Here is a 25,703-nt window from a genome sequence, read left to right on the forward strand (position 1 = left end):
AGGAATATGTGCACACCATCACCTATGACAATGGCAAGGAATTCAGCTACCACGCTGAGATTTCCAGCAAGCTTGAAGCCAATGGTTATTTTGCCCACCCGTATCACTCTTGGGAACGTGGACTGAATGAAAATACAAACGGGCTTCTACGCCAATACTTTCCTAAGGGGGTAAGCCTTGCAGATGTTACCAAGAACAGAATTGTCGAGGCAATGTGCCGCTTAAACTGGAGGCCAAGAAAGTGCCTGGGGTTCAAAAACCCCTATACAACTTTTTGGGAATACGCTAACAGTCAAACAGCGGGTGTTGCACTTTGAAGTTGAACCCGCGAGATTTTTGATTTTAATCTGTCAAGAGCTAACTCAAATGCTAGAACACAAGGCTTCAGAGGTACGCCCATCTTTGCGGCTCCAGAACTATGTTCAAATGCAACCATAGAATTTACTCCAGCAGTAGATGTTTATGCTTTTGGAATAACAGCGGCATATATTTACTCTCAAAATTTTCAATCACCAGAAGAAACATTTAGAGATATGCTGTTTGAAATCCCATCCACGGCAATAGACATTCTTGAACAATGCTTAAATGGCGACCCTCAACAACGCCCAAAAATGGCTATGATTATTAATGTATTATCAAAAATACTACTTTATGAAAAACATCAAGCCGTGTTAACTTATCGGAATGATATAATAACGCTTGATAGTTCAAATAAAACTGTAACAATAGGCAGTAAAGGTCTTGGAAAAGTAACGATTGAGTATGATGGTTACAGATTTTTTGTAAAAGAAACAGACGGTAATGTCTTTTTTAATAATATGAGCCTTAATTCAGGATCAGAAATACCTGGCTCATGTATTATTGCACTTGGATCTGCTAGTATGCAGGGAAATAGAGTCTTTATTACTTTTGATATGTCAAACCCAGAGGTGATGCCATAATGAACACTCTTCCTCTTCAAGCAAACGACATTATTTTAGACAGGTACGAAATTTTAAAATATATTGGTGCTGGTGGTATGCAGTATGTATATCAGGCTCGAGACACCAAACTTAAAAGAATAGTTGCACTTAAAACACCACAAAATGCATCTCAAGCCATACGGTTTAAGCAAAGTGCTATTTTAGCTGCGAGAATTAACCATCATAATGTTGCAAAAACATTTGATTACTTTACTTCGCCAGAAAATAAAGAGTACTTGATTGAAGAATATGTAGACGGTGTTGATTTGGATCAAATGTTTGATGGGAAAGTGAGATATATAGACCCATATCTTGTGGCTAGATTACTTCATTATATGGCAAAAGGGTTATCTGCTTCTCATCATGCAGGCGTTGTTCATAGAGACATTAAACCGTCAAATATATTATTCATTAACAATAGCAGTGGGATAGAAATAAAAATTACTGACTTTGGTATCGCTAAAATGGCAGAATCAGAGTTAACAGAAGCAGTAGAAAGAGATATTACTGTAACCAATTCGCGAACTGTCCTCGGAGCTATTCCATTCATGGCTCCAGAAGTAATTGACACGCCTACAAAGGTTGGAAAAGAAGCGGATATTTGGTCTACTGGTGCTTTGATTTTTAAGCTTTTAACCGGGGAATATCCATTTGGCACTGGGTTAAAAGCTATTCAAAACTTAGGAATATCTAAATTTCCAGAAATACCAGATTTTGTTACAAAGAACATACAGTACAAATCAATTGCTGAAAGCATAATTGAAATAATGAAACGATGTATGAAATTTGAACCCACTGAAAGGCTTACTGCCGATGAACTTGTCCAGCAATGCGGAAAACTTTGTTACTCTAGTAATGAACGGTTTATTGGGGCAATATATAAAAGTATTCATACCACTAATGGCTTGATATCTACTTCTACGTATAGAGATGTATTTTATCATCAAAAAAATATATATGGGCAGATTGCAGCAGTGGGAGATGAAGTCATGTATGCAAAACACGAAGGTGTGCCATACGAACGTGCCTTTCCTGTTGTAAAACTGTATAGTAAATGATTTCAAACCCTCACTCAATTTACTTAATTAACCCAGCATCAATTAAATTAATTCTCGGAAAGAACTTTTACTTTAGGAAGAGGTGTTATGAATTAATAGCGACTCTAACCCCTTCAATGAACCACCACAGAGGACACTCATGATTATTGGGATTGATTTTGACGGAACCTGTGTGACCTATGATTGGCCTGATGTTGTTGAAGATATTGGTTCTTCTGCTGTGCTCAAAAAACTTGTTGCCAAAGGGCACAAGCTTATTTTGTATACTATGCGTTATGGAATTCCCTTACACAATGCTGAGGCATGGTTTGGGAAAAATCGAATTCCTCTGTTTGGGGTAAATGAAAACCCTACTCAAAAGGAATGGACGGATTCACCGAAAGTCCATGCTGACCTTTTTATTGATGATAGGGCTTTGGGCTGCCCGCTGATTTACCCTAAAAATGGCGAGCCGTATGTGGATTGGAAGCGAGTTGAAGAAGAGCTTAAAAAATTAAAGATATTATGATGGGTACTTGTACCTGCTCCTGTTTCATTATAAATTTCTGTCATGAACACCCTCATTATCCCCACCTCTTCCCTTACAAACATCGAAGCCGTTATTTTTGACGTTTTTGGCACGCTCTGTTTTATTGGGCACAAGACAAATCCATATCGGCCAATTTTCAAGTATTGGCCCAAAGAGAAAGGCGGCGTCAAAGCCGCCTTCCGTGCCAGCATGGTGGAGAATACCTCCATGCTGGATTTTGCCCGCCGGGTGGGAGTGCCAGAGGCCGTTATGCAGCGCATGGAGCAAGGCTTGGCTGAGGAAATTGCTTCTATCCAGCTTTTCCCGGAAGTTGCAGAAACCCTTTGCGATTTGCACCGCCGGGGCATACGCCTTGCCCTTGCTTCCAACCTTGCCCAGCCCTATGCCGAACCCGTGCGCCGTCTTTTGCCCGTTCCCTTTGAAGTGGAAGCATGGTCTTTTGAGGTGGGCTTTATGAAACCGGAACACGGCATTTACAAGCATGTGTTGCAGGCGTTGCAACTGCCACCCCATAAAGTGCTGATGGTGGGTGATTCAAAAGAGAATGATGCAGAAACGCCACAAGCCTTGGGAATGCACTCCTGCCACTTGCAACGGCTGTAACAGGCTGGTTGTGCTGTTTCCTGCCTTTTTTAAGCCAATTCATGGACAGTGCTGCTCATTCTGCGTGTATCAATAATGAAAAAGCTTGCCTGTGATACAATTATCACGCATAATCGCTTCATAATTTGGAGCGATTAATTATGGGAACACCTCAATACATCTGGCAGCATGACCGTTGGACGAATTTTAGTTTTGATGCAGAAAAACTCCTGCAACCTTTGGCTGCTGTGCGAAAAATTCAGGGGCGTCGGCTGGGAACAGTGGAAGGCCTGGGCTTTGACGACAGTTTGCGGGCTTCGGCCGTTTCGTTTGAGGAAGATGCCATGCAGACGGCAGCCATTGAAGGGGAAACGCTGGACAGAGAAGGGGTGCGTTCATCCATTGCCAGGCACCTTGGTTTGCCCCATGTTGGCTTGCGCCCTGCAGATAGAGCCGTAGATGGCCTGGTGCAGGTGCTTCTTGATGCAACCCGAAATTATAACACTCCTTTAACCAATGCACGCTTATGTGGTTGGCACGCGGCGTTGTTTCCCTCCGGGCATTCAGGGTTTCATAAAATAATAGTAGGGGCATGGCGTACAAGCCCCATGCATGTTGTTTCTGGCCCGTTTGGTAAACAGAACGTTCACTACGAGGCTCCGCACCCGGAAATGCTTGATGATGCAATGGCATTATTTTTCCAGTGGTGGGAGGAGAGTGCCGCTGCAATGGACGGAATTATCCGGGCCGCCTTGGCACACCTTTATTTTGTTACTGTTCACCCCTTCGATGATGGCAATGGCAGGCTTGCCCGGTGCATAGCGGATATGGCGTTGGCCCAGGATGAGAAAACAGGTATGCGCTTTTATAGTCTTTCAGCCCAAATAATGGCGGAGAGAGAATTGTATTATGCGGTGTTGGAGCGGACTCAGAAAGGAACTGGCGATACCACGGAATGGTTGCTTTGGTTCTTTGGCTGCTTGGAGCGAGCCGTTGTTACTGCGGATAAAACCTTGGTTGCCATTTTGCAGAAGACAAGATTCTGGCAGCTTCATGGCGATGTTGTTCTGAGCGAACGACAACGCAAAGTGCTTAACCGTTTACTGGATGAAGGCCCTGGTGGTTTTGAAGGTGGACTTTCTACACGTAAGTATATGGGTATGACCAAAACTTCCCGCGCAACAGCATGGCGTGAAATTGAAGATTTATTGCAAAAGAAAATGCTGCGGGCTTTACCCGGTGGTGGGCGTAGCACTGCATATGAAATTGAGTGGGAAGGGTAAGTAAACGCTGATTTCTTCCATTTGGCGGCGTCCTTTCACTTTGCTTGAAACAACCGAGGACGAAAGAGGTTATGGCATGGCTTGTGCAATCTGTGCGTTGGAAATTACACAACATTGCCCAGTTGCAGAAGCAATCTAAAAAGTATACAGCGGCTTATGCGAAGCTCAAAGCCGTGTTGGATGTATAACCTGCTTGGGGAGTAAAAGGGGGACGAATGCATAAGGTTGGGCGTAACGATGCTTGCCCTTGCGGCAGCGGTAAAAAATTTAAGCACTGTTGTTTGGCTCAAGTGCAAAGTAGCTCTTCCTCTCATCGGCAAGGGCCAGGGGCTGTAGCTGTTGCGCATGGATGGCTGACGAGACGGTATGGTAGTCTTGTATCTACTGCTGTAATTGCTGATTTTTTTCAGAGTACAGAAGACGATATACAGGAAGAGATAGCTTATATCCCGGAATCATACGGTCAAATGCTGGATATAAATATCAATGAATGGGTACTTGCTGATGCAACAATTCCTCTAAACGGAGAAAATGTGCGCACCATTGATCTGGTGCTTGGTTCACGCGGCCCCAAGTTGACGCCCCACCAACGCCAACAGCTTGAAGCCTTAAAAGAAGCTCCCCTTTTGCTCTATGAAATACAGGAAGTGCAAAAAGGCAAAGGGGTAGTAGTTGCCGACTTGCTCAACAATAAGACTTCTCCATTTTTTGTGCATGAAGTACGTGCCACAGAGTCTTTGGTGCAATGGGATACTGTGGGTGCCCGTTGTACCTTGGAAAGTGATGGCAGATATACCTTTGGCGGTGCGCTCTACCCTCTTCCAAGAGATGAGGCGCTGAGTTGCCTCGCGCAAATACGGAAACAATTGAAAACAAGACTTGGGCAGATTTCTGCACGCACCGTTTGCGCACAGGCTATTATTGCCTGGTGGCTAGACCATATTAGCGCACCGCCCAGCCTGCCTATTTTAAAAGATCAACAAACCAATGAATTGATTGTTTTCACCACTGACTACTACAGCGTTTCAGACTGGCAGGGATTGATCACCATTTTGCTGGCTCAGAATGATGTTGAGGTGGAAGAAGAAGGCAAGGTTTGGACACATGCTGAGGCTATTGATGAGAAAAGATACCGCGCCCTTGCCAGGCTGGAGCGCAACGCAGGCAAGAACAGGTTGCGTGTGGAGTGTAACACCAAAGGCAAGGCCGATGCTGCGCGCAAGTGGCTGGAGGGTATTGCTGGCAGCCTTGTGCACCATACAAGCAGAAGGTCAGCTATGCCCAGTCAGGTGTTGAAATCTGCTGAAAAAAAGAAATCCGTGGCAGATCCCGGCCAGGAAACAATCCCCCTGGATGTGCAACAGCAGGTTATGTATGAATACTTTGCACGCCATTACGAAGAATGGCCAACCATACCGCTTCCTGCCTTGAATGGTAAAACACCGCTTGAAGCGGCAAAACTTGTATCATTACGTCCAAAACTCGTGGATATTCTTAAGCACATAGAGCAAAGCGAAGCGAGGCGGGCCAAGCAAGACGGGGTACCTGCCTTTGATATCTCATTCTTATGGGAACGCTTGAGGCTTGAAAGACATTGAGTGAGCGTTATAGCTGCTTGTAGCAAAACACTCCAAAGAAGGACAAATTTTTGCTCCAATTATGCTCCACTTGCTCTGGAGGTTGGTCATTCAATTTTGGAGATACTTATGGACATAACCAATTTGCTTAGTGGCCTTAGTGGTATTGGAATTGGAACGATTGCTACTCTTTTTTTGAAAGAATATCTTGAGCGTAAGAAAATCTCCTCGAAGCGTCTGTTCGAAGAGAAAAGAGATGCGTATGTTGCTTATTTGAACACTGTGGCACGTTCTCAGACAATACCCGCCGAAGAAGCTTTATGGGCCAGAACGGCAGCAATGGAGCGAATCCGTCTTTGTGGAAGTCAAGATGTCATTCGACTCTTAGCCACGTGCAAGTCTATGCGGTCAAGGAGCGGTCTTTGTGGAAGTCAAGATGTCATTCGACTCTTAGACGTGGCAGCTAGTCTTCCTCCTGGCTCTCCTCGGGATGCTATAGAGGCAATGATTCAGGCCATGCGGGATGATATATTCCCTGCCTCAAGCTGAGATCATTACATGGCAACCTACCGTAAGCGTGGCCCCTATCAGTGGGAAGCAACCTTCCGTAAGCGTGGTTACCCCACAACCTGCAAGACCTTTGGGACAAAGGCCAATGTCGAGAAGTGGGCGAAAGAAACAGAAGCCCTATGGGGCACCCCCCCACCTTGACATAGTGCCAAAAATTAGTACTATCCTCCATGAACAGTAAGCACCGAAAAACACTTGCCGCAATTTTTGCAGAGCCAGTTCGTTCCGGCATTGCCTGGGCTGATATTGAGTCATTGTTCATTGCCTTTGGGAGTGAGGTCAGCGAAGGGCGTGGTTCACGTGTTCGCGTGGCGCTTAATGGTGTGTTGGCTACCTTTCACAGGCCACACCCACAGCCAACAACGGACAAGGGAGCGGTAAAATCTGTTCGCAGGTTTCTTGAAAATGCAGGAGTTAAGCCATGAGCATGATTACTTATAAAGGATATTGCGGCGTTTTTGATTACGATGCCGAAGCCGACATATTTCACGGTGAAGTGATGCATCTTTCGGACGTAATCACCTTTCAGGGGCGTTCCATTGATGAATTGAAAGAAGCTCTCAAGGATTCGGTGGAGGACTATTTGGAGTTTTGCGCTCAAAAGGGCAAGACGCCTCAAAAGCCGTATTCCGGGCGTTTTAATATTCGTCTTGACCCCGAACTGCATCAACGTATTGCTCTGGAAGCTGCTTCTTCCGGGAAAAGCTTGAATGGGTGGGTGGCCGATGCCTTAAAGACTGTTGTGCAGCACCAGCAGCGTTAATAGGCACCATGAACACCCTCACGTTTCCTACTTCATCGGCCTATTTTCAAGCATTGGCCCAAAGAGAAAAGCGGCATCAAAGCCGCCTTCCGTGCTTGCCTGCTCCTTATGACCTTGACCCATAGCGGTTCTGCGCTTATTCTTTGCTAAGAATAGGAGTTGTTACGCACGAGCAAACCATTACTTTTTCAGTCGATGCGGGGTTAAAAGACGCATTACCCATGTTGCGGCAAAGAATGCCTGCACAGATGAACAGCTTTTGAAGGCTTTTATGGCTGAATATGTACAGCAAGATGCCCGGCAGCAGCAATATGATGTTTGGTTCATAAGCAAGGTGGAAGCTGGCCTGCATGAATTGCAGGAAGGCAAGGTGTTTTCCCACGAAGAGGCCAATAGTCAGGTGGAGGCCTTCAAGGCAATATTGCGGAGTGAAGAGCGATGAAGCTCGTGTGGACACCCCAAGCAATAGAAGACTGTAAACATATTTTTGCTTTCATTTACGAGCATGATGAAGAAGCAGCCGAAGCGATGGATAAACTTTTTGTCGCGCAGGCTGATTTTTTATTGGATTATCCCCAAAAGGGCGGTACCCCCCCCCTTACACAGGCCACACAGCGGTAGCATAACCCACGCCAAAAGGGCCTTCGTAGGAAAGCACTTTGGCAGGGCCGCCTATTAGGCCCAGCATGGCAAGGGCGCTGCGCAGGCCGCATTCCCCGGCCTGTTGCACCGTTTGTTCCGGCAGGTGCAGCAGTGGCTTGGGGTCGCCCGTTTTCAGGGCTTGCACCATGGCGTCATCCAGTGTTTTGCCGCAGGGGCTGAAGCCTGAAGGCGCGTTGGGGGTTAAGGCGTGGGAAAGGTCGCCGCTGGCAATAAGCCCCCAGTTGCTCGGCCCTTGCAATGTTACCAGGGCTTGCCCCAGTTGCAAGGCTTGGGGGTAGGAAAGGCCCACAGGCCCGGCAAGAATAACCGGGGGCAGGGTGCCGCTTGGGAAGCACGGGGCCAGTTGCAGCAAGGGAACCAGGGTGCCGTGGTCGCGGGTAATGTCTTCCATTTTCCCGGTACTTAAGGGAATGCCTGCCCCTTGCAGGTGTTGCAGCAGGGCTGCCAAGTGGGCCGGGGGTGTTTGTAAATTCAGGGCTGCCCCTGGTGCCCCAAAAGGGGCCAGGCTACCGTGCATGGCAGGGGCGTTGTTGCAAAACAGCGTGCCCGAGGCATAGGGGTGGTGGGGGGAAAGCACCAGCAGCACATCAGGCACGCCCCGCTCTTTCATAATGGCGCTAATGTGCTGGCGCAGCATGTCCATGCCGTGCAGGGTAGTGGCGGCTTCGCGTTCTCTGCCACGGCCCACTTGCGGGTCTATAACGGGTGGGTGGGGCGTAAATGCGGCAAATGTCCAGGCCATGGTACCCTCCTCATGTTTTATGAGATGATAATCACTTGGGGAGGCTCTGCCTCCCCAACCCCCACCGCCAAGGGCATGATGCCCTTGGAACCCCACATCGGCGTTCAGTTTCCGCTACGCGAAAAGCTGAACGCAAATGGGGGTACAAGGGGCGTCTCGTCCTTTAAGTTGACGGCAGTCGCGAGCGTAGCGAACCGTGGAGCGACAAGGCAGGGTGCAGGTGGCTTTGCCTCCGTAGCATCTTACCTGCCGTTGGAGCGGAAAAATGTCGGATTGGGGGATCGGGGACACAGGCTCTGTGCAGCGTCCCCCAAGGGAATAACTGAGCGTTTTCCTACTTGCCCCGTTTACGGGGCGGCGCTTTTTTAGTGGCGCTTCGCGGGGTGCTGCCCGCCTTGGGCGCAGCGCCACTGGTGCTTTTTTTGCCTGCCGGGGCGCGGTCTGTTCTGCCTCTTGGGCTGTCTTTTCTGCCGCCGCTGCCTCTGCGGGCTGTGCCAAAGGGCTTGCCTTTGCCGCCGGGGCCAGAGCCGTCAGACCCTTCATACAGCACTTTGAGCCGCACTTCCATGCGGGTCAGGTTCACTTCTTCCAGGCGCACCGTAACGGGCTGGCCCAGCACAAAGCGGTTGCCCGTGCGGATGCCGCGCAGTTCATGCCGTTCCGGCCACAGTTCATAATAATCATCCAGAAAAGTGCTTAAGGGGGCTAACCCTTCGGTGTGGAAGGGTAGTAGCTCAATAAACAGGCCAAAGTCGGTAACGCCGGAAACAACGCCGCTGAAGGTTTCCCCTATTTTGGTTTGCAGGAACAGGGCTGCCAGGCGGCGGAACACTTCGCGTTCCGCATCCACAGCGGTGCGTTCCGTGGCGTTAATGCCTTCGGCCACGCGGTACAGTTCCTCTTCATTGGGGGGCGTGGTTGTGCTTACCCCAAGGCTGAACTTGAGCGCCCGGTGTATAAGCAGGTCGGCATAGCGCCGGATGGGCGAAGTAAAGTGGCCGTAACAGGTGGAAGCCAGGCCGTAGTGCCCTTCATTTTCAGGGGTATAGCGTGCCTGCATCATGGCCCGTAAAATAACCCGGTGAATGGTGGCAGCCTGCGGTGTGGCGGCGGTTTCCGCCATAATGGCCTGCAACTGCTTGGGCGTGGGGGGGCGCAAGGTGGTGCCTTTGCCCCTGCCGCCAAGGGCAGCAACGGATGTAAATGGCCCTGCCTGCTGCAAAAAAGCCATCAGGGCTGTAAGCTTTTCTTGCGAAGGGGCAGGGTGCCCCCGGTACAGCAGGGGAATGCCCTTTTTTTCCAGGTGGCGGGCCACGGCTTCGTTGGCAGCTACCATGCACTCTTCAATAAGGTTGTGGGCTTTGTTTTGCTCCGCAGGCACAATGCCTGTAATGGCCCCGTGTTCATCAAACTGCACAGTGGGTTCTGGCAGGGCAAAGTCCAGGCTGCCACGGTCGGCGCGTGCTTCGTGCAGGGTTGCGGCAAGGGTAAAGCCGTGTTCCAGCATGGTGGCAAAGGGAGCCAGTGCTTCCCGCTCCGAAGCATTGTGTTCAATAATACCTTGAAACACCTGGGTGTAAGTAAGGCGGGCATGGCTTTGAATCACTGCCTCGTAAAAGGTAGCACTTTTGGGGGTGCCACCGCTGAACACCATTTCCGCCACCATGGCAAGGCGCGGGGTGTTGGGCCGCAAGCTGCACAACCCGTTGGAAAGGGCTTCCGGCAGCATGGGTTCCACGGAAAGGGGGAAATAGTAGGAGTTGCCCCGCAGGCGGGCTTCTGTGTCCAGGGCAGAACCGGGCGTCACGTAGTGGGCCACGTCGGCAATGGCAACAAACAGCCGGTATTGGTTCACGCCGGGCAGGGCTTCCACGTAAATGGCGTCGTCAAAGTCTTTGGCGGTTTCGCCGTCAATGGTCACAAAAGGCACATTGCGCATGTTGCGGCGATTTTGCCATTCTGGCGGTGTGGGGGCACTGGGCAGGCGGGCTGCTTCTGCCAGTGCTGCGGGCGGGAAGGGGCCGGGAACACCGTGGTTCAGCTTGCCAAGGCGTTCCTGGGCGGCGGGGCTTTCCTCGTTTTCCAGGTTGGCAGTGGCTTTGGCGTGCCACAGGTTGGGGCCTTCCAGGCGCAAGGGCAGGGCCAGCAGCATGTCGCCTTCCTGCACAGGGCGTTTCAGCTCTGCTGTTTCCACCATAAACAGGGAAGGTACCCGGTTGTTCTGCGGGGTACACAGCCATTTGCCCTGCGCTTCCGGGCGGCGGGCAATGAGCATAAGTGGCTGGTTGCCGGGTTCCACCACTGAGGCCACGCGGCCTTCGGCAAGGCCAGTGCGCCTGCCGGGAAATAGCAGGACGCGCACCATGTCGCCGGGCAGGGCAGGGCCCATGTGGGCGGGAAAAACAGCCACAGGCAAGCCCGCTTCAGGGGTGACAATGGCAGGCCCATTTTTAGGCAGCACCAGGGTGCCCACCACATGCTTTAAGCGGCCTGCGCTCATCCAGGCACCTTTGGAACGCAGCAGTAAGCCTTTTTCTTGCAAGGCATAAAGCGCAGCTTCAGCCCGCTTTTTGGAACGCCGGGGCAGGTGGGCCATGCGTAAAATGGAATCAAACTGCAACGGCTTGTTGTTTTTAATGAGCAGCTCTAAAAGCAGCGCTTCCAAATCTTCCTGGCTATGGTCGGTGCCCTGGTCTTGCTCGGCATCAGGGGTTTGCTCTATGGCGTATTCATCTTCAGCAATATGCTGTGTGCTGTCGAAGCCAGCATTGGAGGCAAGCCCACCCCACTGCAGAAAGTTATGCTCCTCTTCGTCGTCGGCAAAGGCTGCCTCGCGGGCAAGTTCCTGCGTAATATCTTGGGTATTATTTGGATCTGTAGCGGCATGGGGGCCGCTTTCTTCTTCCTCATGGTGCGGCCCGGCAAAGGGGGGGGCATCTTCTGGGCGCAAGCCAAAAATATTTCCAGGCAAGCCATGCAAATGACTGCGCTGCAAATGTTTTTTTGGAGAAGGGGTGGTGGCGGCCTGTTGTTGGGAAGGCCGTTTTTTTGTGGTATGTTTTGTCATTTTTCTCTCTATAAAAGTAAGGCACTGCACATTGGTTTACGTTCGGGCAGGCAAAGGTAATAGTGTATTGGGTGGTGGCAGAATGTAGAATAAAATTGGGCCTGTCCAGCAGGGCATTGCATTGATTCTGCCTGCATAATTACGAAATTATTCAGGCGTACAAACTGATTATGCTAGGGTTACAAGGGGGCAGTATGGTGCTTGTGGGCTTGCCACCAGTTTTGCCACCATGTGGCAAAGGGGCATTGCCCCAGCCAATGGGGGCCAAAAGTAACTTGCGGCTGCATTACCCACACGGGCATATCGCGCAGAATGTGCGGTTGTGCCTGGGCTAAAGCCTGAACCAGGGGGGCCAGCTTAACGGCGTCTTTTGGGGTGCACAGCAAGGGCATGTGCAGCGCGGCAAGGGCGTGTAAATCCGCCTTGGTAAAGGCGTGGTGGTCGGCAAAAATGCGGTGGCTATGTGGGGCAACGCCTGTAAGGTGTTGGGCAGCGGCGTACACTTGCCCAGGTTCCCCTACCCCTGTGACCAGGGCATATTGGGTAAGGCCCCCTGGCAGGCTGGGAGCTTGGCCTTGCCCGGCCAGCAGCGGGGCCACTGTGCTGCTTTGCAGGGAAAAGGAAAACACAGGCTTGCCAAAGGGGCGTAATTTTTCTTCCACCACCTGTTGCCAGGCAGGGGCTTCTTCCGGTTCCAGCTTTATCAAAAACGCCGCTGCCCGGTGCAGGGCCCCGGCCCCTTCCCGCCACGAACCGGCAGGAATAACCGCGTTCCACTGGTGGGTCAGGTCTTGCGGGCGCAGCAGTACAAGGTCGGCATGGCGCTGCACGGCAAGGTGCTGCATGCCGTCGTCCAGAATAAACAGGTCTGGCTTCAGGGTTTCCTCGGCAAATGCCGCTGCCTGCGCCCGGCGGGGGAAGACTACTATATGCGCACTGGGATGCGTTTTGGCAAGGAGCAGGGGTTCATCTCCCGCTTGTTTTGGGCTTGTGTGGGGCGTTACCAACAAGGGTGTTGGCCCAGGGGCGCCGCCATACCCGCGTGAAAGCACTACTGCCCGTAAGCCTGCTTGTTCTGCCCATTCCAGCAGCCAGCCCGTTATGGGGGTTTTGCCGCTTCCCCCCCAGCCAATGTTCCCAACGGAAACGCAAGGCACTGAGGGTGTGAACGAAGTAAGGGTGCCGCGTTCAAATAAATGGCGGCGCAGGCGCATAATTTGTGAATACGGCAGGGCAGCCGGGCGCAGCAGGGGGGCAAGGAATTGGTACAGGCGGGGTACGTGCATAGTGGGTATGGGTTATGGGGGCAGTAAATCTAAGAAGGTAAGTATGGGCAGAATACCAGCATGGAGGGCTTGTGTCTAGTGGGGCAGAATGGCAGTGCCTTGCGTACCACATTGCTTCTTGAGCTTGCGGGCAGAACCTTGTAGGATGTGCCTATATGCGCGAATCTGTGAGCAAGCATGTGTGGCAGCCAGAAGGAGGCAGTATGGGCGCTTCGTTATGCATTCATGGGCATTTTTACCAACCCCCCAGGGAAGACCCCTGGCTTGGTATTATTTTGCCAGAAGCCAGTGCAGCCCCCATGATGCACTGGAACGAACGCATTACGCGGGAAAGTTATGCCCCCTTGGCGTTTGCCCGCCGCCTGGATGCGCAAGGGAAAATTGTTGATGTATTAAATTGTTATGAATGGATAAATTTTAATGTAGGCCCAACTCTTATGCGTTGGCTGGTACGAGAAATGCCGGAAGTTGCCAAGCGCATGCAAGCAGGCGACGCCCACAGCCTGCGCCGCCTTGGGCACGGCAACGCCATTGCCCAAGTTTACCACCATGTTATTTTGCCCCTTGCTTCCTTGCAGGATAAACGCTGTGAAGTGCGCTGGGCTATTGCCGATTTTCAGCACCATTTTGGTCGTGCGCCGCAGGGCATGTGGCTTTCTGAATGCGCTGTAGACACCCCCACCCTGGAAGTGTTGGCAGAAGAAGGTATTTCCTTTGTTATTCTTGCTCCGCGCCAAGCTAAGGCCATTGTTACAGCTGATGGGGAAACCCCGGTAGATGAAAACAGCCTGAACATTGGTCAGGGGTATGTGGTGCATTTGCCTTCCGGGCAGCGTATGAATGTGTTGTTTTACCATGGGGCGCTTTCCCAGCGCATTGCCTTTGAAGGGTTGCTGGCCAACGGGGAGGCCTTTTGGGGGCGTATTGTAGAAGCTGTGCGCCAAAGCCAGGCCGGCAACCCGGAAGCCCTTACCACCATTGCTACGGATGGTGAAACCTACGGGCACCATTTTCCTTTTGGAGAAATGGCCCTTGCTTATGTGCTGGAACAGGCCCTTGCCCGGCGTGACGATGTATTTTTAACCAACGTGGCTGCGTACTTTGCAGCCCACCCCCCCACCTGCCAGGTGGTGCTGCATGAACCTTCTTCCTGGAGCTGTGTGCACGGGGTGGAGCGCTGGCGCAGCGATTGCGGCTGCACCACAGGTGGGCACCCCGGCTGGAACCAGCGTTGGCGCACGCCTTTGCGCAATGCCTTAGAACTGATGAAACAGGCAGTGAATACCCACTATGCCAGCACGGCTGCCCCCCTTATGCGCAACCCGGCAGAAGCCCTGCTGGAATACGGAACCGTGCTTGCCAACCCGGAACTGGCTGAACAGTTTGCCGGGCGGTGGTTTACTGGTGAACCTGCCTTGCACGATGTGTGCTGGAAACTGCTGAGTATGCAAGAGCAAGCCCTGGCCGCCTTTGCCAGTTGTGCCTGGTTTTTTGACGACTTGTACCGGCTGGAGCCGCAACATTCCCTTGGCTATGCCTACCGAGCCTTTGAACTGATGAACCTTACCGGAGGCGTTGCCCCGCTGGAACAGTTTAAAATCATGCTGGAAGAGGCAGTTTCCAATGCTCCCCCCCAGGGCAACGGCAAACAGTTTTTTGAACAGGAAGTACTGACCCAGGCAGATACCCCGGCAACCCTGTTGCTTACCGGGTGTGTGCGTTTGCAGTGTGAAGAACGCGAACCCCCCATTGGGCAACCTGTGGAATGCCTGTTCCCCCATGTGGGAATAGAATTGACAGTGCAGCAGTATAATGAAGAAACCCGCGTGCTTGAAGGTACAGGGGTCATCAGGAACCCTCATGAAAAACAGGGCCGTGTTATGCAGTGGCGGTGGCAACCGCTTTCAGTAAGCGTGGCACCGGGTGTGCCATTTGCCTCGCTCGCTCACACCCACCTTGAAGTGCGTGAAACCCAGGGGGAACAGCGGCGTTACACTGCCAGCCTGAACGACTTTTCCCCTGCTACCCGTAGCTATTTGCTGCACCTTGTGCTGCAAGCGGAAGAAAAACGCAGAAAGCCCGCCCTTGCCGCTGCTGCCAAGCATGTTCTTGCCATGATTCCTTACTGGGGCAATGAACAATATCCCGTGCATGCCCCGGAATGGTGGAATGGCCTTTCCCCGTACCTTGTGCTGGAAGTGCTGCACAACAATAATACGAGCCCTTTGCCGCAGCGCCATGCAGAGCAGCAATTACAGCAAGAAAAAATTGCCGCCATTGTCCGTTCCCTTGCTACCCCCGCTGCCCAGCGCCTGGGTGAGCGCTTTGTGCAGGAATACTTCGCGACCAAGCTGCAATGCCCCCATAGTACGGATGCACACCTTGCCCGGCAGGTCGCTATGGTGCGTGCTGTGTTCCCTGAAAATGACTGGTGGGCTGTGCAGAATATGGTGTGGGAACTTGGGGTTGATAAGTGGCCATTGCTCGCTGGGCAATTAGGCTTTGCCTGAAAACGCTCATTTTTTTGTTTGGCGGCGTTATATTCTTTTTCCCTTGCAGCGCAGTGCTTCTTTAGCCCTTTGAATAATTTGGAGTTTGTCGTACAGTACAAGACACCATGCTGATTATGCAGCATGGTGGAAGCAATGTATTTTTGCTTTGCAAGAGACATATTTTTTAGGAACCCTGAGTAAATTAGCATTTCCTCAAGATAACCCGTGAAGGATTACCATATGAGTGCTGAACCGCGCATGAATTTTGCTTTTTTGCGTTCCACCCCGGCAGCGGCGGTGGGGCGTAATGTGGGCATTATTGGGGCTGGGCCTTCAGGCCTTGCCGCAACAGGCTACCTTGCCGCCAACGGCTACCAGGTAGAAGCGTATGATAAACTGCCCCGCCCCGGCGGGCTAATGGTGTTTGGTATTCCTTCCAGCCGCATTGCCCCAGACCGCATTCAGCGCGGTGTTACCATGCTGGAGCGCCAATATGGGGTACTATTCCACACCCGCACAAAAATTTGTTGCAGTGCCCCGCTGCATGAAGAAGAAGGTGACCATTTTTCTTACGACATGGTAGGCCTTGCCGACCTTTTGGAGCGCCATGATGCCATTATGATTTGCACAGGCTCTTGGAAGTCGCGCAAATTGGGGGTGGAAGGGGAAAGCCTGCGCGGCGTGTATTCCAGCCTGGAGTTTTTGTTCCCTATCCGCGCCGTGCGTTATGCTTCACCCAACGTTACTGTTCCCCCGGTGGAAGGCAAACGTGTGGTTGTGGTGGGGGCCGGGCATTCCGCCGTGGACGTAGCCCACAGTGCCAAGCAGCTTGGGGCGCAATCTGTAAGCATTGTCTACCGCCGTACCGCAACAGAAGCCCCTTGCGGGCGTTATGAAGTGGAGCGCATGGTGGAATGCGGCTGCACGTGGCTTGAACAGCGCAACCCTTTGCGGTTTCTGGGTGAAGTGGACGTGCAGGGCGTTGAAGTGGCCTTGCCGGATGGCACCCATGAAGTGCTGCCTGCCGATGTGGTGGTTACCGCCATTGGGGAAGTTCCTACCCCGCCCTTTGCCAAAGAACTTGGCCTTGAAAACGTGCGCAAAGGCGATGTCCGCTGGCTGAACATGACGGCCTTGGACAACGTTTTTGTGGCAGGCGACGTGCTGACAGGCCCAAGCAAAATTGGGCAGGCAGTGTACAGTGGCCTGCGGGCCGCGCGTTCCCTGGCTAACTGGCTGGACTTGCGGGCGCAAAACCGCCAGCACGAGTATGATGCAGCGGCTGATTTAGTAAAGCGCTGATTTATTTTGAAATGATAAGAAAATGGATGACCCCATGACATCAGGTATAAACGAAACAGCCCCGGCCCAGGGCCCAAAAGATACTCGCACCCTGTATATTGATTACAGCAAGTGCATTGGTTGTGAAACGTGTGAAGCGGTGTGCAAGTTCCTGTATGCCCAGCCCCGTATTGTTATGGTGCGCACGGTGGATGGTCAAATGCTGCCCCTGTATTGCCGCCATTGTGACCACCCCCACTGCATGAAAACATGCCGTACAGGCTCCCTCACGGTGGATGAACAGCACGCGGTGCTGTTAAACCCCATGTTTTGCCGTGGTTGCCAAACCAAAAGCTGCATTCTTGGCTGTCCCTATGGCGGCGTGTTTGCCACCGGGGAAGGTGTGGCCGTGAGCAAGTGCGACCTGTGCGCAAGCCGCCGGAAAAAGGGCGACTTGCCCGCTTGCGTGGAAATGTGCCCCACCGGAGCTATTTTGTATGTGGAACGCGAGGCCATTCCTGGCCTGGAAACGGACGAAAGCCGGGCGGCAGAAGCACGGGTGACTGACTTTGTCCGCCCCCGCAAAGAAAAAAGTTAGGGAAACGCTATGATTGGGGGACGCTGTCCCCCACGCCCCCTGCAAGGGACGTGACGCCCCTTGACCCCCATTTGCGTTCAACTTTTCGCTATGCGAAAAATTGAACGCTAAGGTGGGGTTCCAAGAGCATCATGCCCTTGGCGGTGGGGTTTGGGGAGGCAGAGCCTCCCTAAATGCAATGCCCACTACTTGGGTATTTTTTTTATTTCAGCCCAGCGTTTTTTGGCTGCGCTGTAAGCCATCCCGCCGCCAAGGCAAATGAGCAGGCTGATAAATTTCAGGAACAGGTTGCTGTTCAGGTACTGGTAAAGAGTAATAAAAAACAAAAGCTGCACAATGAAAATTTCGTAAGAACTTTTGCCAAGGGCAATAAAGAAATTGAGGAAAGGAATGCGCTGCTCGATGTCGCGTATGCCAAACACCAGGAATGCGGTGTAAAAGGCCACTGGGTAGTGCTGGAAGTACCAGTCGTCGCTGCGGATAATGGGCAGGTTCCACCCTACATAGCAGGTAAGAAAAATGTACACGGCTCCTAGCGCTGCCAGCACCCGGAACGTTGTTTTGGAAAACGGGTTGTGCTGGGAAAGCACAGCCCCCACGCAAGCCATAAAAAGGTAGCGGAAGTAGAAAATGCGGTAGCCAAACCGGGTAGCTTCTACATCGGCAAAGGCGAACAAGAGTTCCAGCACAATGTTAATGAGCAGGGCAACAGCCAGGAAGCGCTTGTCGTTGCCAATCTTGTCGCGCAGGGCCAGCATGGGCGGGAACACAATGAGGTGGGTAATGATGAGGGGTACAAAATAGCCCCCAGGCCCAAGGTAGCCCATAATCATGGTGTTGAAGAACAGGTCAATGGAAAGCGACTGCCCGGTGGTGACCATGTAGTAGATTACCGTGGCCGCAGCGTAGGGAATGTACAGGGTAATAATTTTAGGGGGCAGGTCGCGGTAATAGGCGGCAAGGTTGCCCTGGTATTTTTTCCACACCATGGCGGCAGTAATGCCTGCCACCATAAGGAACAGGGGCATGGCCTGCCAAATGTGCCAGGGGGCCAGTGTTTTCAGCAACACGTCATCGGTACTGAGGTGCAGCAGAACAACGGAAAGAATGGCAAACCCTTTTACGGTATCCAGGTAAGTAATGCGGGGCTTTGCAGCGGCCTGGGTCATGGTGTTCTCGCTTGGGGTTAGGGGTAGGCGAAGTCTACTCTTTGGGGAGGCTCTGCCTCCCCAATCCCCCTCCGCCAAGGGCATGATGCCCTTGGAACCCGCATCTACGTTTCTTTACCCGCAAAGCGGGAAAAGAAACGAAAATGGGGGTCAAGGGGCGTCACGTCCCTTGCAGGGGCTGGGGGACAGAGTCCCCCAAGAAAACTCATTGGCATAATTTTCTACTTGGGCGCGTGCTGCGCCAGCACTTCTTCAAGGGCCAAGGCAAAGGTTTCAATATCAGCCTTATCAATGGTCAGGGCAGGCAACAGGCGTAAAATGGTGTCCTGGGTCAGGTTCAGAATAAACCCGCGCTGGATAAGGGCTTCCCACACTTCCTTGCCGGGAAACGTCAGGTCAATGCCTATCATCAGGCCCATGCCGCGCACTTCTTTAATGGTGCCGGGCAGTTTTTTGCCCACTTCCCGGAAGCGGTTCATGGCCCAGTTGCCCAGTTCTTCGGCACGGGCGGCAAGCTTGTCGCGCTCGATAATTTCCAGCACTTTCAGGGCCACAGCGGAAAGTAATGCACCGCCCCCAAAAGTGGTGGCGTGGCTGCCTGCCACAAAGCCTTGGGCCACTTCGTTGGTGGCCATCATGGCCCCCATGGGCAGGCCATTGGCAAGGCCCTTGGCGGTGGTCAAAATGTCCGGCTGCAAGCCAAAGTGCTGGAACGCCCACCATTTGCCCGTTCTGGCAAGGCCTGCCTGCACTTCGTCCACAATAAACAGCAGCCCTTTTTCCTTGCAAAACGCTGCCAGCTTGTCGGCATATTCTTGGGTCATGGGGCGTATGCCGCCTTCACCCTGTACCATTTCCATCATAATGGCAGCGGTGTTGGGGGAAACGGCCTTTTCCAGGGCTGCCATGTCGCCCCAGGGGACCTGAATAAAGCCTTGGGGCATGGGGGCAAAGCCGTCCTGGAACTTGGCCTGCCCGGTGGCGGCAACCGTTGCCAGGGTGCGCCCATGGAAGCAACCGCTAAATGTAATAATCTCAAAAGCATTGGTGTTTTTTACGCGCTGGTGGTAACGCCGGGCCAGCTTAATGGCCCCTTCGTTGGCTTCCGCACCAGAGTTGCAGAAAAAGGCCTTGCCAAAATGGGCGGTGGCAAGCAGCTTTTTGGCCAAGGCTATTTGTTCTTCCTGGTAAAACAGGTTGCTTACGTGAATAAGCTTTTGTGCCTGCTCGGCAATGGTATTGGCAATTTCTTCATGGCAGTGGCCAAGGTTGGTTACAGCTATGCCTGCAAGAAGATCAATGTATTCGCGCCCTTCAAAGTCCCACAAGCGGCTGCCTTTGCCGTGTTTAACGGCTACAGGGTAGCGCCCGTAGGTTTTGCACAAATACTGTTCTTCATCATTCTTCAGGCTTTGCAGGGTAATGCTGCTCATGGTGTGTTCCTTTGCTATGGCGGTCTGGTATATTTTCTATATTAAGAAGTTATTTATCACCCGTGTGCCCGTAGCCGCCGTGGCCACGCTCTGTGGGGCGTAAGGCCTCCACTTCTTGGAAGGCAGGGGTAAGGTAGGGCTGCATTACCAGTTGGGCTATGCGTTCCCCCCTGGTAATGGTTTGGGTGCTGGTGCTGGTGTTCAGCATATAAATGGTAATTTCCCCCCGGTAGTCGGGGTCTATAATGCCCACGCCCTGGGCCACAGTAAGCCCCACTTTTGCACCAAGCCCGCTGCGGGAATAAACAAAACCCGCTATGCCTGGTACGCGGGGTTCAATGCCCACGCCCGTGGGCACGTTTCGTCGTTCTCCGGCAGGAATGCTAATGCTTTCCTCGGCAAAACAGGCGCGCAAATCAGCCCCGACAGCCTGTTGGGTGGCAGGGGTAAGGCCGGAAGGGGCGTACAATTCTTTGGCATTGTGAAAATAGATAAGGTCTACGCTGACTGTGCCATTGGTGTTCATGAAAACTGATACTCCAGCAAAGTTTTGGTGTGCTGCTTGCCAATAGGGGCATTACATGGCACACTCTATGGTAATGAACAGAAAAGGTATGAACCTTGTTTTGTTTTGATGTTGGGGGCAACAGTGCGTTGCCAGGCCCTTGTGCTTTTTTTTGCTCAGCGTGGCACAAGTAACGTTATGTGTAAGCCGCTTTTTCCTCTTTGACAAGTGAGAGCGCGATGGAACCACTACGCAAGTTTTCAGTTTTTTCGCAGTTACCAGAGTCTTTGGAAAGTTTGAACTATTTGGCCAGAAACTACTGGTTTGAATGGAACACGGAAATAGAATCGCTTTTTCGCTCCATTAACCCCGCCTTGTGGGAGGCGTGTGACCATAACCCTGTGTGGGTTCTTAGCCACACCCCGCAAGAGCGTTTGAATTACTTGGGGGGCGACCCGGCCTTTACCAGCCGCCTGAACCGCCTGGTGCAAGCCCAAAAAGCCTATGTGGAAGCACCATGCCCCCATGTAATGGGCGGGGCTGGAACAGGGCCGGAAGTGGCTTATTTCAGCCTGGAATTTGGGGTAAGCAAAAGCTTGCCCATTTATTCCGGCGGGCTGGGCATTCTGGCTGGCGACCACTTAAAATCAGCCAGCGACCTGAACGTGCCGCTTATTGGCGTAGGGCTTGCCTATTCTGAGGGGTATTTTCGCCAGTACCTTACTGTAGACGGTTGGCAGCAGGAACGGTATCCGGAATATGATTATTCCCAAATGCCGTTGCAGCAAGTGGTGCAGGCAGATAAAACCCCGGTGCGCATTACGGTAAATATTGGGCGCGTTCCTGTGGTGGCTCAGTTGTTTAAGGCCAAGGTGGGGCGCATTCCCCTGTATTTGCTTGATACAAACATTCCGGAAAACCCGCAGGACCTGCGCCAAATTACAGCACGGCTGTATTCGGGAAACCTGGAAATGCGCCTGCGCCAGGAAATTTTACTGGGTATAGGGGGTGTGCGGGCCTTACGTGAATTGGGGCTTGCCCCCAGCGTGGTGCATATGAATGAAGGGCACTGCGCCTTCGCCGCCCTGGAACGTATTCGTATGCTTATGCAGGACCATAGCCTTTCTTTTGATGAGGCACGGGGTATTGCCATGGCAGGGAGCGTGTTTACTACCCATACTCCCGTGCCTGCCGGAAACGACAGGTTCCCCCCTGCACTTATGGAAGCGTACTTCAGCGAGTATGCCCGTGAGCTGGGTCTTTCCTTTAGTGAGTTCTTGGGCCTTGGGCGGGAAAGCGCCCTGAATGAAAGTGAGGATTTTTGCATGACTGTGCTGGCTTTGCGCTGTTCCTGGTTAAGTAATGGCGTTTCCAAGTTGCACGGGCAGGTTTCACGTAAAATGTGGCATAAAATTTGGCCCAATTTTCCGGTGGCAGATGTGCCCATTGGCGCTGTGACCAACGGGGTGCACGCACCCACATGGGTGGCCCCTGAAATGCGCAGCCTGTACGACAGGTACCTGGATGCCAACTGGCGGGAAGGGGCAGACCTGAAGGTGTGGCACAAGGCCAAGGATATTCCCGACATTGAACTGTGGCGTGCCCATGAACGGTTACGTGCCCGGCTGGTAGACTTTATTCGCGCCCGGCTTTATGCCCAAAAGCAAAAGCAGGGTGCACGTGCTTCAGAACTGGAAGCTGTTAATGATATTCTGAACCCGGAAGCCCTGACCATTGGCTTTGCCCGGCGTTTTGCCACTTACAAACGGGCTCAGTTGTTACTGCACGACATTGAAAGCCTGCGCCGCCTTGTGGCAGACACCAACCGCCCGGTGCAGTTTGTATTTGCAGGCAAGGCCCACCCGGCAGACAATGAAGGCAAGCAGTTGATGAAAGATATTATTACTCTTTCACGCAGCGACACCTTCCGTATGCACATGGTGTTTCTTGAAGATTATGACATGGAAATTGCTTCCTACATGATTTCCGGGTGTGACGTGTGGCTGAACAACCCACGCAGACCCCTGGAGGCATGCGGTACCAGCGGCATGAAGGCCATGTTCAACGGGGTACTTCAGTTCAGCACCCTGGATGGCTGGTGGGCAGAAGCCTGGACGCCGGATAATAGTTGCGGCTGGGCCATTGGGGAAGGGGAAGAATACGAAGACGCTGCCTACCAGGACAGTGTGGAACTGCAAACCCTTTATCGCCGACTGGAATTTGATATTATTCCTGAGTTTTATGACCGCTCCCGTGGGGGTATGCCTGCTTCCTGGGTGCGCCGCATGAAAACGGCCTTGTCAAAATTCGGGCCCCGTTTTCATTCCCACCGCATGGTGCAAGATTATTTGAATACGGCCTATATGCCTGCCTGTGCCGGGGTTGCCCGCATGCAGGAACATAATTTTGCCCTGGCCAAAGAACTGAGCGCCTGGCACCACGACATTTTGGAAAAATGGCGCAGCCTGACCATTACCCAGGTGGAAACAGAAGCGGTAAATGCCAGCGAAGCCCTGGATGGCGACGAACTGTATGTGGGACAAATGCTGAAGGTAACCGCCCGGGTGTTCATGGCAGGCATTGCACCGGAACATGTGCGTGTGGATATTTATGCTGGCCCCCTGGGGCACGATGATTCGTTCATCGACAGGTATGTGGTGCCCATGGTGCCGGAAGGCCCCGCCGAAGATGGCTGGCAGTATTACAAAGGGTTGCTGCATGCCCGCCGCACAGGGCGGCTTGGTTTTCAGGTTCGGGCCTTGCCCAGTTACCCCCTTATGCCCGATGCTTCCATTCTGGGGCTGGTGCGCTGGGCAGAATGACGCTTGCCAATGTGTGCCATAAAGGGCTGGCTCTGGCTGGCCCTTTTTATATGGTAGGGGAAGAGGGTGGAATCTTTACTTGCAGGTTGATGCTGAGAACGCTATGCTTTTATTGTATAATGAGCGTTGCCTGTGTGCGCTTGTTGCCGGGTATGTATCCCGCCGCAGAAGCGGAATAAAGAAGAAAGAAAAAAGAAGGTAAAATGATACCCTCACAGAACATAGCTATTATCGGGGCAGGCCTTGCCGGGTGCGAGTGTGCCTTTGCCCTTGCCCGCGCAGGCATTGCCGTTACCGTTTTTGAAATGAAGCCGGGGCGGTTTTCCCCTGCCCATTCTCTGCCGGATTGCGCAGAGCTGGTTTGCTCCAACTCCTTTCGGTCTAACGAGCTTGAATCTGCCGTGGGGTTGTTAAAGCAGGAAATGCGCACCCTTGGCAGTGTGTGCATGGCAGTGGCAGAGCAGTTTCGCGTGCCTGCGGGCAAATCCCTTGCCGTGGACAGGGTACTGTACGCTCAGGAAATGACCCGGCGCATGGAAGCTGAACCGCTTATTACCCTGGTGCGTGAGGAAATCACCCACTTGGATGCCACCTTGTGCCCAGCCCTTGCCGGGTTCGATACCATTGTGCTGGCGGCTGGCCCCATGGTTTCCGAGCCACTTGCCAACGCCTTGCAAACCTATACGGGCAAAGATTCTTTGTATTTTTATGATGCCATTGCCCCGGTGGTAGATGGCGAAAGCATAGACCTTTCCGTGGCATTCTGGGGTGGGCGTTATGAGCCAGACCAGCACGATTACCTGAACTGCCCCATGAATTATGATGAGTACATGCAATTTTATGAAGCCCTGCTTGGCGCAGAAAAAGTGGTTGCCAAAAATTTTGAGCAGGAAAAACATTTTGAAGGCTGCATGCCCATAGAAGCACTGGCGGAACGTGGCCCCAAAACCCTGGTGTTCGGTTCTCTCAAACCAGTGGGTTTTACAGACCCTCGCACAGGCCAGCGCCCATACGCCCTGTTGCAATTGCGGGCGGAAAATGCCAACAAGACCATGTTCAACCTTGTGGGGTGCCAAACAAAACTGACTTATGCAGAGCAGGGCCGGGTGTTCCGTATGGTGCCTGGGCTGGAAAAAGCAGAGTTTGTACGCTTTGGCAGTATGCACCGCAACACGTTTGTTAACGCTCCCCAGGTGCTTTCCAGCGACCTTTCCTTGAAGGATGCCCCGCACATTTTTCTGGCCGGGCAAATAACCGGGGTGGAAGGGTATGTGGAATCCGCTGCCTGTGGCTTATGGCTGGGCTTAAGCCTTGCCGCACGGCAAGCAGGCACACCGCTGGAACTGCCCCCCGTGGAAACAGCCCTGGGTGCCCTGTTGGGCCACTTGCGGTTGCCGCAGAAACGCTTCCAGCCAAGCAACGTGCAGTTTGGCCTTATGCCGGAACTGGGTGTGCGTGCCAAGAAGGCGGAGCGAAAGCCCCTCTATGCCCAGCGAGCCATGCAGGCCTTTGCGGATTACTGGTCTTTTTGATTTTTGCCTGCGTCAGACTCATTCCGTGCGACGCTCATGTATGTCTAAATACACATCGCGCCGCGCGGAACTCGCCTTTCTCTTTTTTGCTCGGGCTTCGTGAAGATGCTCCGGCGGCGTAGCCACCTCCGCCCTCGCTCCACGGCTCGCTAGGCTCGCGACTGCCGTCGGCTTAAGGAAGACTCGCGAGGGCCGTTTTTCCTTTCTTTATGAGTGTTCATCAAACATAATTGTGGCACGTATATACAGGCACGCTTTTTGCTTCCCTGTATATACGTGCCAAAATTATGTCTGGGCTGCATGCGTTGGCAACCAGCTGATTTTGAGCTGCTTTATAGGCACACCCAAGGAGACAAAGGTATGGATTCATCTCAACTCTCACCCACAGTCAGTATCATTATTCCCGTGATGAACAAATGGGAATTAACCAAAGCGTGCCTGGAAAGCCTGGCCCGGCATACTCCTGCTGGGGTGGCAGAGGTGATTGTGGTGGATAATGGTTCCACCGATGAAACAGCGCATGCTCTTGCCCCACTGGGAAAACAGTTGTTTGGCAACTTGTTCACCCCCATTCGCTGGGAAGAAAACAGAAACTTTGGGCCAGCGTGCAATGCCGGGGCCGAAGCGGCCCGTGCCCCCATGCTGTTTTTTTTGAATAACGACACGCTTCTTACCCCCAACTGGCTGCCCCCTTTGCTGGAAGCGTTTGACGCTAACCCCAGGCTGGGAGCTGTTGGTCCATTATTGTTGTATGAAAATGGTACGGTACAGCACATGGGGGTAACTTTT

General features: G+C 52.5%; 24 protein-coding genes. 18 read left to right on the plus strand and 6 right to left on the minus strand.

What is annotated here, in order from left to right; all coding sequences use genetic code 11:
- The 12 genes from G497_RS17815 to G497_RS20785 form a co-directional block, all read left to right on the plus strand.
- Positions 1 to 317: IS30 family transposase (locus tag G497_RS17815; RefSeq protein WP_034637611.1), on the plus strand; the 317-nt coding region annotated here is incomplete at its 5' end.
- Between the two features lie 15 nt (positions 318 to 332).
- On the plus strand, positions 333 to 941 hold the full coding sequence (locus tag G497_RS19885; protein ID WP_084516223.1) for a protein kinase domain-containing protein: 609 nt from the start codon (positions 333 to 335) through the stop codon (positions 939 to 941).
- The gene (locus G497_RS0110815; protein ID WP_027188154.1) at positions 941 to 2,020 is read left to right on the plus strand and encodes a serine/threonine-protein kinase; all 1,080 of its coding nucleotides are present in this window, start codon (positions 941 to 943) and stop codon (positions 2,018 to 2,020) included. Before G497_RS19885 ends, G497_RS0110815 begins: the two co-directional genes overlap by 1 nt.
- A 139-nt stretch (positions 2,021 to 2,159) precedes the next feature.
- On the plus strand, positions 2,160 to 2,528 hold the full coding sequence (locus G497_RS0110820) for a hypothetical protein (RefSeq protein ID WP_027188155.1): 369 nt from the start codon (positions 2,160 to 2,162) through the stop codon (positions 2,526 to 2,528).
- A 42-nt stretch (positions 2,529 to 2,570) separates the two neighbouring features.
- A complete protein-coding gene (locus tag G497_RS17820; protein ID WP_084516225.1) occupies positions 2,571 to 3,152 on the plus strand; it encodes an HAD family hydrolase in 582 nt (193 codons plus the stop codon).
- A 140-nt stretch (positions 3,153 to 3,292) separates the two neighbouring features.
- Positions 3,293 to 4,414 (plus strand): Fic family protein, encoded by a 1,122-nt coding sequence (locus tag G497_RS0110830; RefSeq protein WP_034637616.1) that lies wholly within the window; start codon positions 3,293 to 3,295, stop codon positions 4,412 to 4,414.
- 215 nt (positions 4,415 to 4,629) lie between these two features.
- Positions 4,630 to 6,012, plus strand: a complete 1,383-nt coding sequence (locus G497_RS0110840) for a YecA family protein (RefSeq protein ID WP_084516227.1) — start codon at positions 4,630 to 4,632, stop codon at positions 6,010 to 6,012.
- A 108-nt stretch (positions 6,013 to 6,120) separates the two neighbouring features.
- On the plus strand, positions 6,121 to 6,540 hold the full coding sequence (locus G497_RS0110845) for a hypothetical protein (protein WP_027188158.1): 420 nt from the start codon (positions 6,121 to 6,123) through the stop codon (positions 6,538 to 6,540).
- Between the two features lie 191 nt (positions 6,541 to 6,731).
- Positions 6,732 to 6,986 carry a type II toxin-antitoxin system HicA family toxin gene (locus G497_RS19890; protein WP_084516228.1) on the plus strand — a complete coding sequence of 85 codons (255 nt, stop codon included), beginning with the start codon at positions 6,732 to 6,734 and terminating at the stop codon, positions 6,984 to 6,986.
- A complete protein-coding gene (locus tag G497_RS0110850; RefSeq protein WP_156908057.1) occupies positions 6,983 to 7,324 on the plus strand; it encodes a type II toxin-antitoxin system HicB family antitoxin in 342 nt (113 codons plus the stop codon). Before G497_RS19890 ends, G497_RS0110850 begins: the two co-directional genes overlap by 4 nt.
- Positions 7,325 to 7,595: 271 nt before the next feature.
- Positions 7,596 to 7,766, plus strand: coding sequence for a hypothetical protein (locus G497_RS20185; protein ID WP_156908059.1), 171 nt, complete (start codon positions 7,596 to 7,598; stop codon positions 7,764 to 7,766).
- Positions 7,763 to 7,945, plus strand: a complete 183-nt coding sequence (locus G497_RS20785; RefSeq protein ID WP_034637618.1) for a type II toxin-antitoxin system RelE/ParE family toxin — start codon at positions 7,763 to 7,765, stop codon at positions 7,943 to 7,945. The genes G497_RS20185 and G497_RS20785 overlap by 4 nt, the downstream gene beginning before the upstream one ends.
- On the opposite strand, the gene G497_RS17830 is transcribed toward G497_RS20785, so the two are convergent.
- The 3 genes from G497_RS17830 to lpxK form a co-directional block, all read right to left on the minus strand.
- Complete coding sequence (locus G497_RS17830; protein WP_051258056.1) at positions 7,923 to 8,729, minus strand: class III extradiol dioxygenase subunit B-like domain-containing protein; 807 nt, start codon at positions 8,727 to 8,729, stop codon at positions 7,923 to 7,925. The two genes, G497_RS20785 and G497_RS17830, sit on opposite strands and share 23 nt — an antisense overlap.
- A gap of 334 nt (positions 8,730 to 9,063) precedes the next feature.
- A complete protein-coding gene (locus G497_RS17835; protein WP_051258057.1) occupies positions 9,064 to 11,796 on the minus strand; it encodes a ribonuclease R family protein in 2,733 nt (910 codons plus the stop codon).
- A 179-nt stretch (positions 11,797 to 11,975) separates the two neighbouring features.
- Positions 11,976 to 13,082, minus strand: coding sequence for a tetraacyldisaccharide 4'-kinase (gene lpxK / locus G497_RS17840; RefSeq protein WP_051258058.1), 1,107 nt, complete (start codon positions 13,080 to 13,082; stop codon positions 11,976 to 11,978).
- Between the two features lie 203 nt (positions 13,083 to 13,285).
- Here lpxK and G497_RS0110885 point away from each other — a divergent pair, with 203 nt between their 5' ends.
- The 3 genes from G497_RS0110885 to G497_RS0110895 all read left to right on the plus strand — a co-directional run bounded on the left by G497_RS0110885 (position 13,286) and on the right by G497_RS0110895 (position 17,453).
- On the plus strand, positions 13,286 to 15,592 hold the full coding sequence (locus G497_RS0110885; RefSeq protein ID WP_027188161.1) for a DUF3536 domain-containing protein: 2,307 nt from the start codon (positions 13,286 to 13,288) through the stop codon (positions 15,590 to 15,592).
- A 222-nt stretch (positions 15,593 to 15,814) separates the two neighbouring features.
- Positions 15,815 to 16,876 carry an FAD-dependent oxidoreductase gene (locus G497_RS0110890; RefSeq protein WP_156908061.1) on the plus strand — a complete coding sequence of 354 codons (1,062 nt, stop codon included), beginning with the start codon at positions 15,815 to 15,817 and terminating at the stop codon, positions 16,874 to 16,876.
- A 34-nt stretch (positions 16,877 to 16,910) separates the two neighbouring features.
- Positions 16,911 to 17,453 (plus strand): 4Fe-4S dicluster domain-containing protein, encoded by a 543-nt coding sequence (locus tag G497_RS0110895; RefSeq protein ID WP_051258059.1) that lies wholly within the window; start codon positions 16,911 to 16,913, stop codon positions 17,451 to 17,453.
- A 185-nt stretch (positions 17,454 to 17,638) separates the two neighbouring features.
- Here G497_RS0110895 and G497_RS0110900 read toward each other — a convergent pair whose 3' ends face one another.
- The 3 genes from G497_RS0110900 to dut form a co-directional block, all read right to left on the minus strand.
- On the minus strand, positions 17,639 to 18,622 hold the full coding sequence (locus G497_RS0110900; RefSeq protein ID WP_027188164.1) for an acyltransferase family protein: 984 nt from the start codon (positions 18,620 to 18,622) through the stop codon (positions 17,639 to 17,641).
- Positions 18,623 to 18,843: 221 nt separating this feature from the next.
- Positions 18,844 to 20,055 (minus strand): aspartate aminotransferase family protein, encoded by a 1,212-nt coding sequence (locus tag G497_RS0110905; RefSeq protein WP_027188165.1) that lies wholly within the window; start codon positions 20,053 to 20,055, stop codon positions 18,844 to 18,846.
- Between the two features lie 49 nt (positions 20,056 to 20,104).
- Positions 20,105 to 20,581, minus strand: a complete 477-nt coding sequence (gene dut, locus G497_RS0110910) for a dUTP diphosphatase (protein WP_027188166.1) — start codon at positions 20,579 to 20,581, stop codon at positions 20,105 to 20,107.
- Between the two features lie 218 nt (positions 20,582 to 20,799).
- On the opposite strand from dut, the gene glgP reads away from it, so the two are divergent.
- From glgP to G497_RS17845, 3 genes are all read left to right on the plus strand, one after another.
- Entirely contained in the window at positions 20,800 to 23,382 is a 2,583-nt protein-coding gene (gene glgP, locus G497_RS0110920) for an alpha-glucan family phosphorylase (protein WP_027188167.1), read from the plus strand.
- Positions 23,383 to 23,585: 203 nt separating this feature from the next.
- Positions 23,586 to 24,914: a methylenetetrahydrofolate--tRNA-(uracil(54)-C(5))-methyltransferase (FADH(2)-oxidizing) TrmFO gene (trmFO, locus tag G497_RS0110925; protein ID WP_027188168.1), complete on the plus strand. Its 1,329-nt coding sequence runs from the start codon at positions 23,586 to 23,588 to the stop codon at positions 24,912 to 24,914.
- A 360-nt stretch (positions 24,915 to 25,274) separates the two neighbouring features.
- On the plus strand, positions 25,275 to 25,703 hold a 429-nt coding region (locus G497_RS17845), incomplete at its 3' end, for a glycosyltransferase family 2 protein (RefSeq protein WP_156908063.1).

It is taken from the genome of Desulfovibrio cuneatus DSM 11391 (assembly GCF_000430005.1).
GTDB classification, from domain to species: domain Bacteria; phylum Desulfobacterota; class Desulfovibrionia; order Desulfovibrionales; family Desulfovibrionaceae; genus Frigididesulfovibrio; species Frigididesulfovibrio cuneatus.

Bases quoted from the DNA above. Each gene is read 5' to 3' on its own strand.
- G497_RS0110815 (WP_027188154.1), top strand. From the start codon at position 941: ATGAACACTCTTCCTCTTCAAGCAAACGACATTATTTTAGACAGGTAC.
- G497_RS0110820 (WP_027188155.1), top strand. From the start codon at position 2,160: ATGATTATTGGGATTGATTTTGACGGAACCTGTGTGACCTATGATTGG.
- G497_RS17820 (WP_084516225.1), top strand. From the start codon at position 2,571: ATGAACACCCTCATTATCCCCACCTCTTCCCTTACAAACATCGAAGCC.
- G497_RS0110830 (WP_034637616.1), top strand. From the start codon at position 3,293: ATGGGAACACCTCAATACATCTGGCAGCATGACCGTTGGACGAATTTT.
- G497_RS0110840 (WP_084516227.1), top strand. From the start codon at position 4,630: ATGCATAAGGTTGGGCGTAACGATGCTTGCCCTTGCGGCAGCGGTAAA.
- G497_RS0110845 (WP_027188158.1), top strand. From the start codon at position 6,121: ATGGACATAACCAATTTGCTTAGTGGCCTTAGTGGTATTGGAATTGGA.
- G497_RS19890 (WP_084516228.1), top strand. From the start codon at position 6,732: ATGAACAGTAAGCACCGAAAAACACTTGCCGCAATTTTTGCAGAGCCA.
- G497_RS0110850 (WP_156908057.1), top strand. From the start codon at position 6,983: ATGAGCATGATTACTTATAAAGGATATTGCGGCGTTTTTGATTACGAT.
- G497_RS20185 (WP_156908059.1), top strand. From the start codon at position 7,596: ATGGCTGAATATGTACAGCAAGATGCCCGGCAGCAGCAATATGATGTT.
- G497_RS20785 (WP_034637618.1), top strand. From the start codon at position 7,763: ATGAAGCTCGTGTGGACACCCCAAGCAATAGAAGACTGTAAACATATT.
- G497_RS17830 (WP_051258056.1), bottom strand. From the start codon at position 8,729: ATGGCCTGGACATTTGCCGCATTTACGCCCCACCCACCCGTTATAGAC.
- G497_RS17835 (WP_051258057.1), bottom strand. From the start codon at position 11,796: ATGACAAAACATACCACAAAAAAACGGCCTTCCCAACAACAGGCCGCC.
- lpxK (WP_051258058.1), bottom strand. From the start codon at position 13,082: ATGCACGTACCCCGCCTGTACCAATTCCTTGCCCCCCTGCTGCGCCCG.
- G497_RS0110885 (WP_027188161.1), top strand. From the start codon at position 13,286: ATGGGCGCTTCGTTATGCATTCATGGGCATTTTTACCAACCCCCCAGG.
- G497_RS0110890 (WP_156908061.1), top strand. From the start codon at position 15,815: ATGAGTGCTGAACCGCGCATGAATTTTGCTTTTTTGCGTTCCACCCCG.
- G497_RS0110895 (WP_051258059.1), top strand. From the start codon at position 16,911: ATGACATCAGGTATAAACGAAACAGCCCCGGCCCAGGGCCCAAAAGAT.
- G497_RS0110900 (WP_027188164.1), bottom strand. From the start codon at position 18,622: ATGACCCAGGCCGCTGCAAAGCCCCGCATTACTTACCTGGATACCGTA.
- G497_RS0110905 (WP_027188165.1), bottom strand. From the start codon at position 20,055: ATGAGCAGCATTACCCTGCAAAGCCTGAAGAATGATGAAGAACAGTAT.
- dut (WP_027188166.1), bottom strand. From the start codon at position 20,581: ATGAACACCAATGGCACAGTCAGCGTAGACCTTATCTATTTTCACAAT.
- glgP (WP_027188167.1), top strand. From the start codon at position 20,800: ATGGAACCACTACGCAAGTTTTCAGTTTTTTCGCAGTTACCAGAGTCT.
- trmFO (WP_027188168.1), top strand. From the start codon at position 23,586: ATGATACCCTCACAGAACATAGCTATTATCGGGGCAGGCCTTGCCGGG.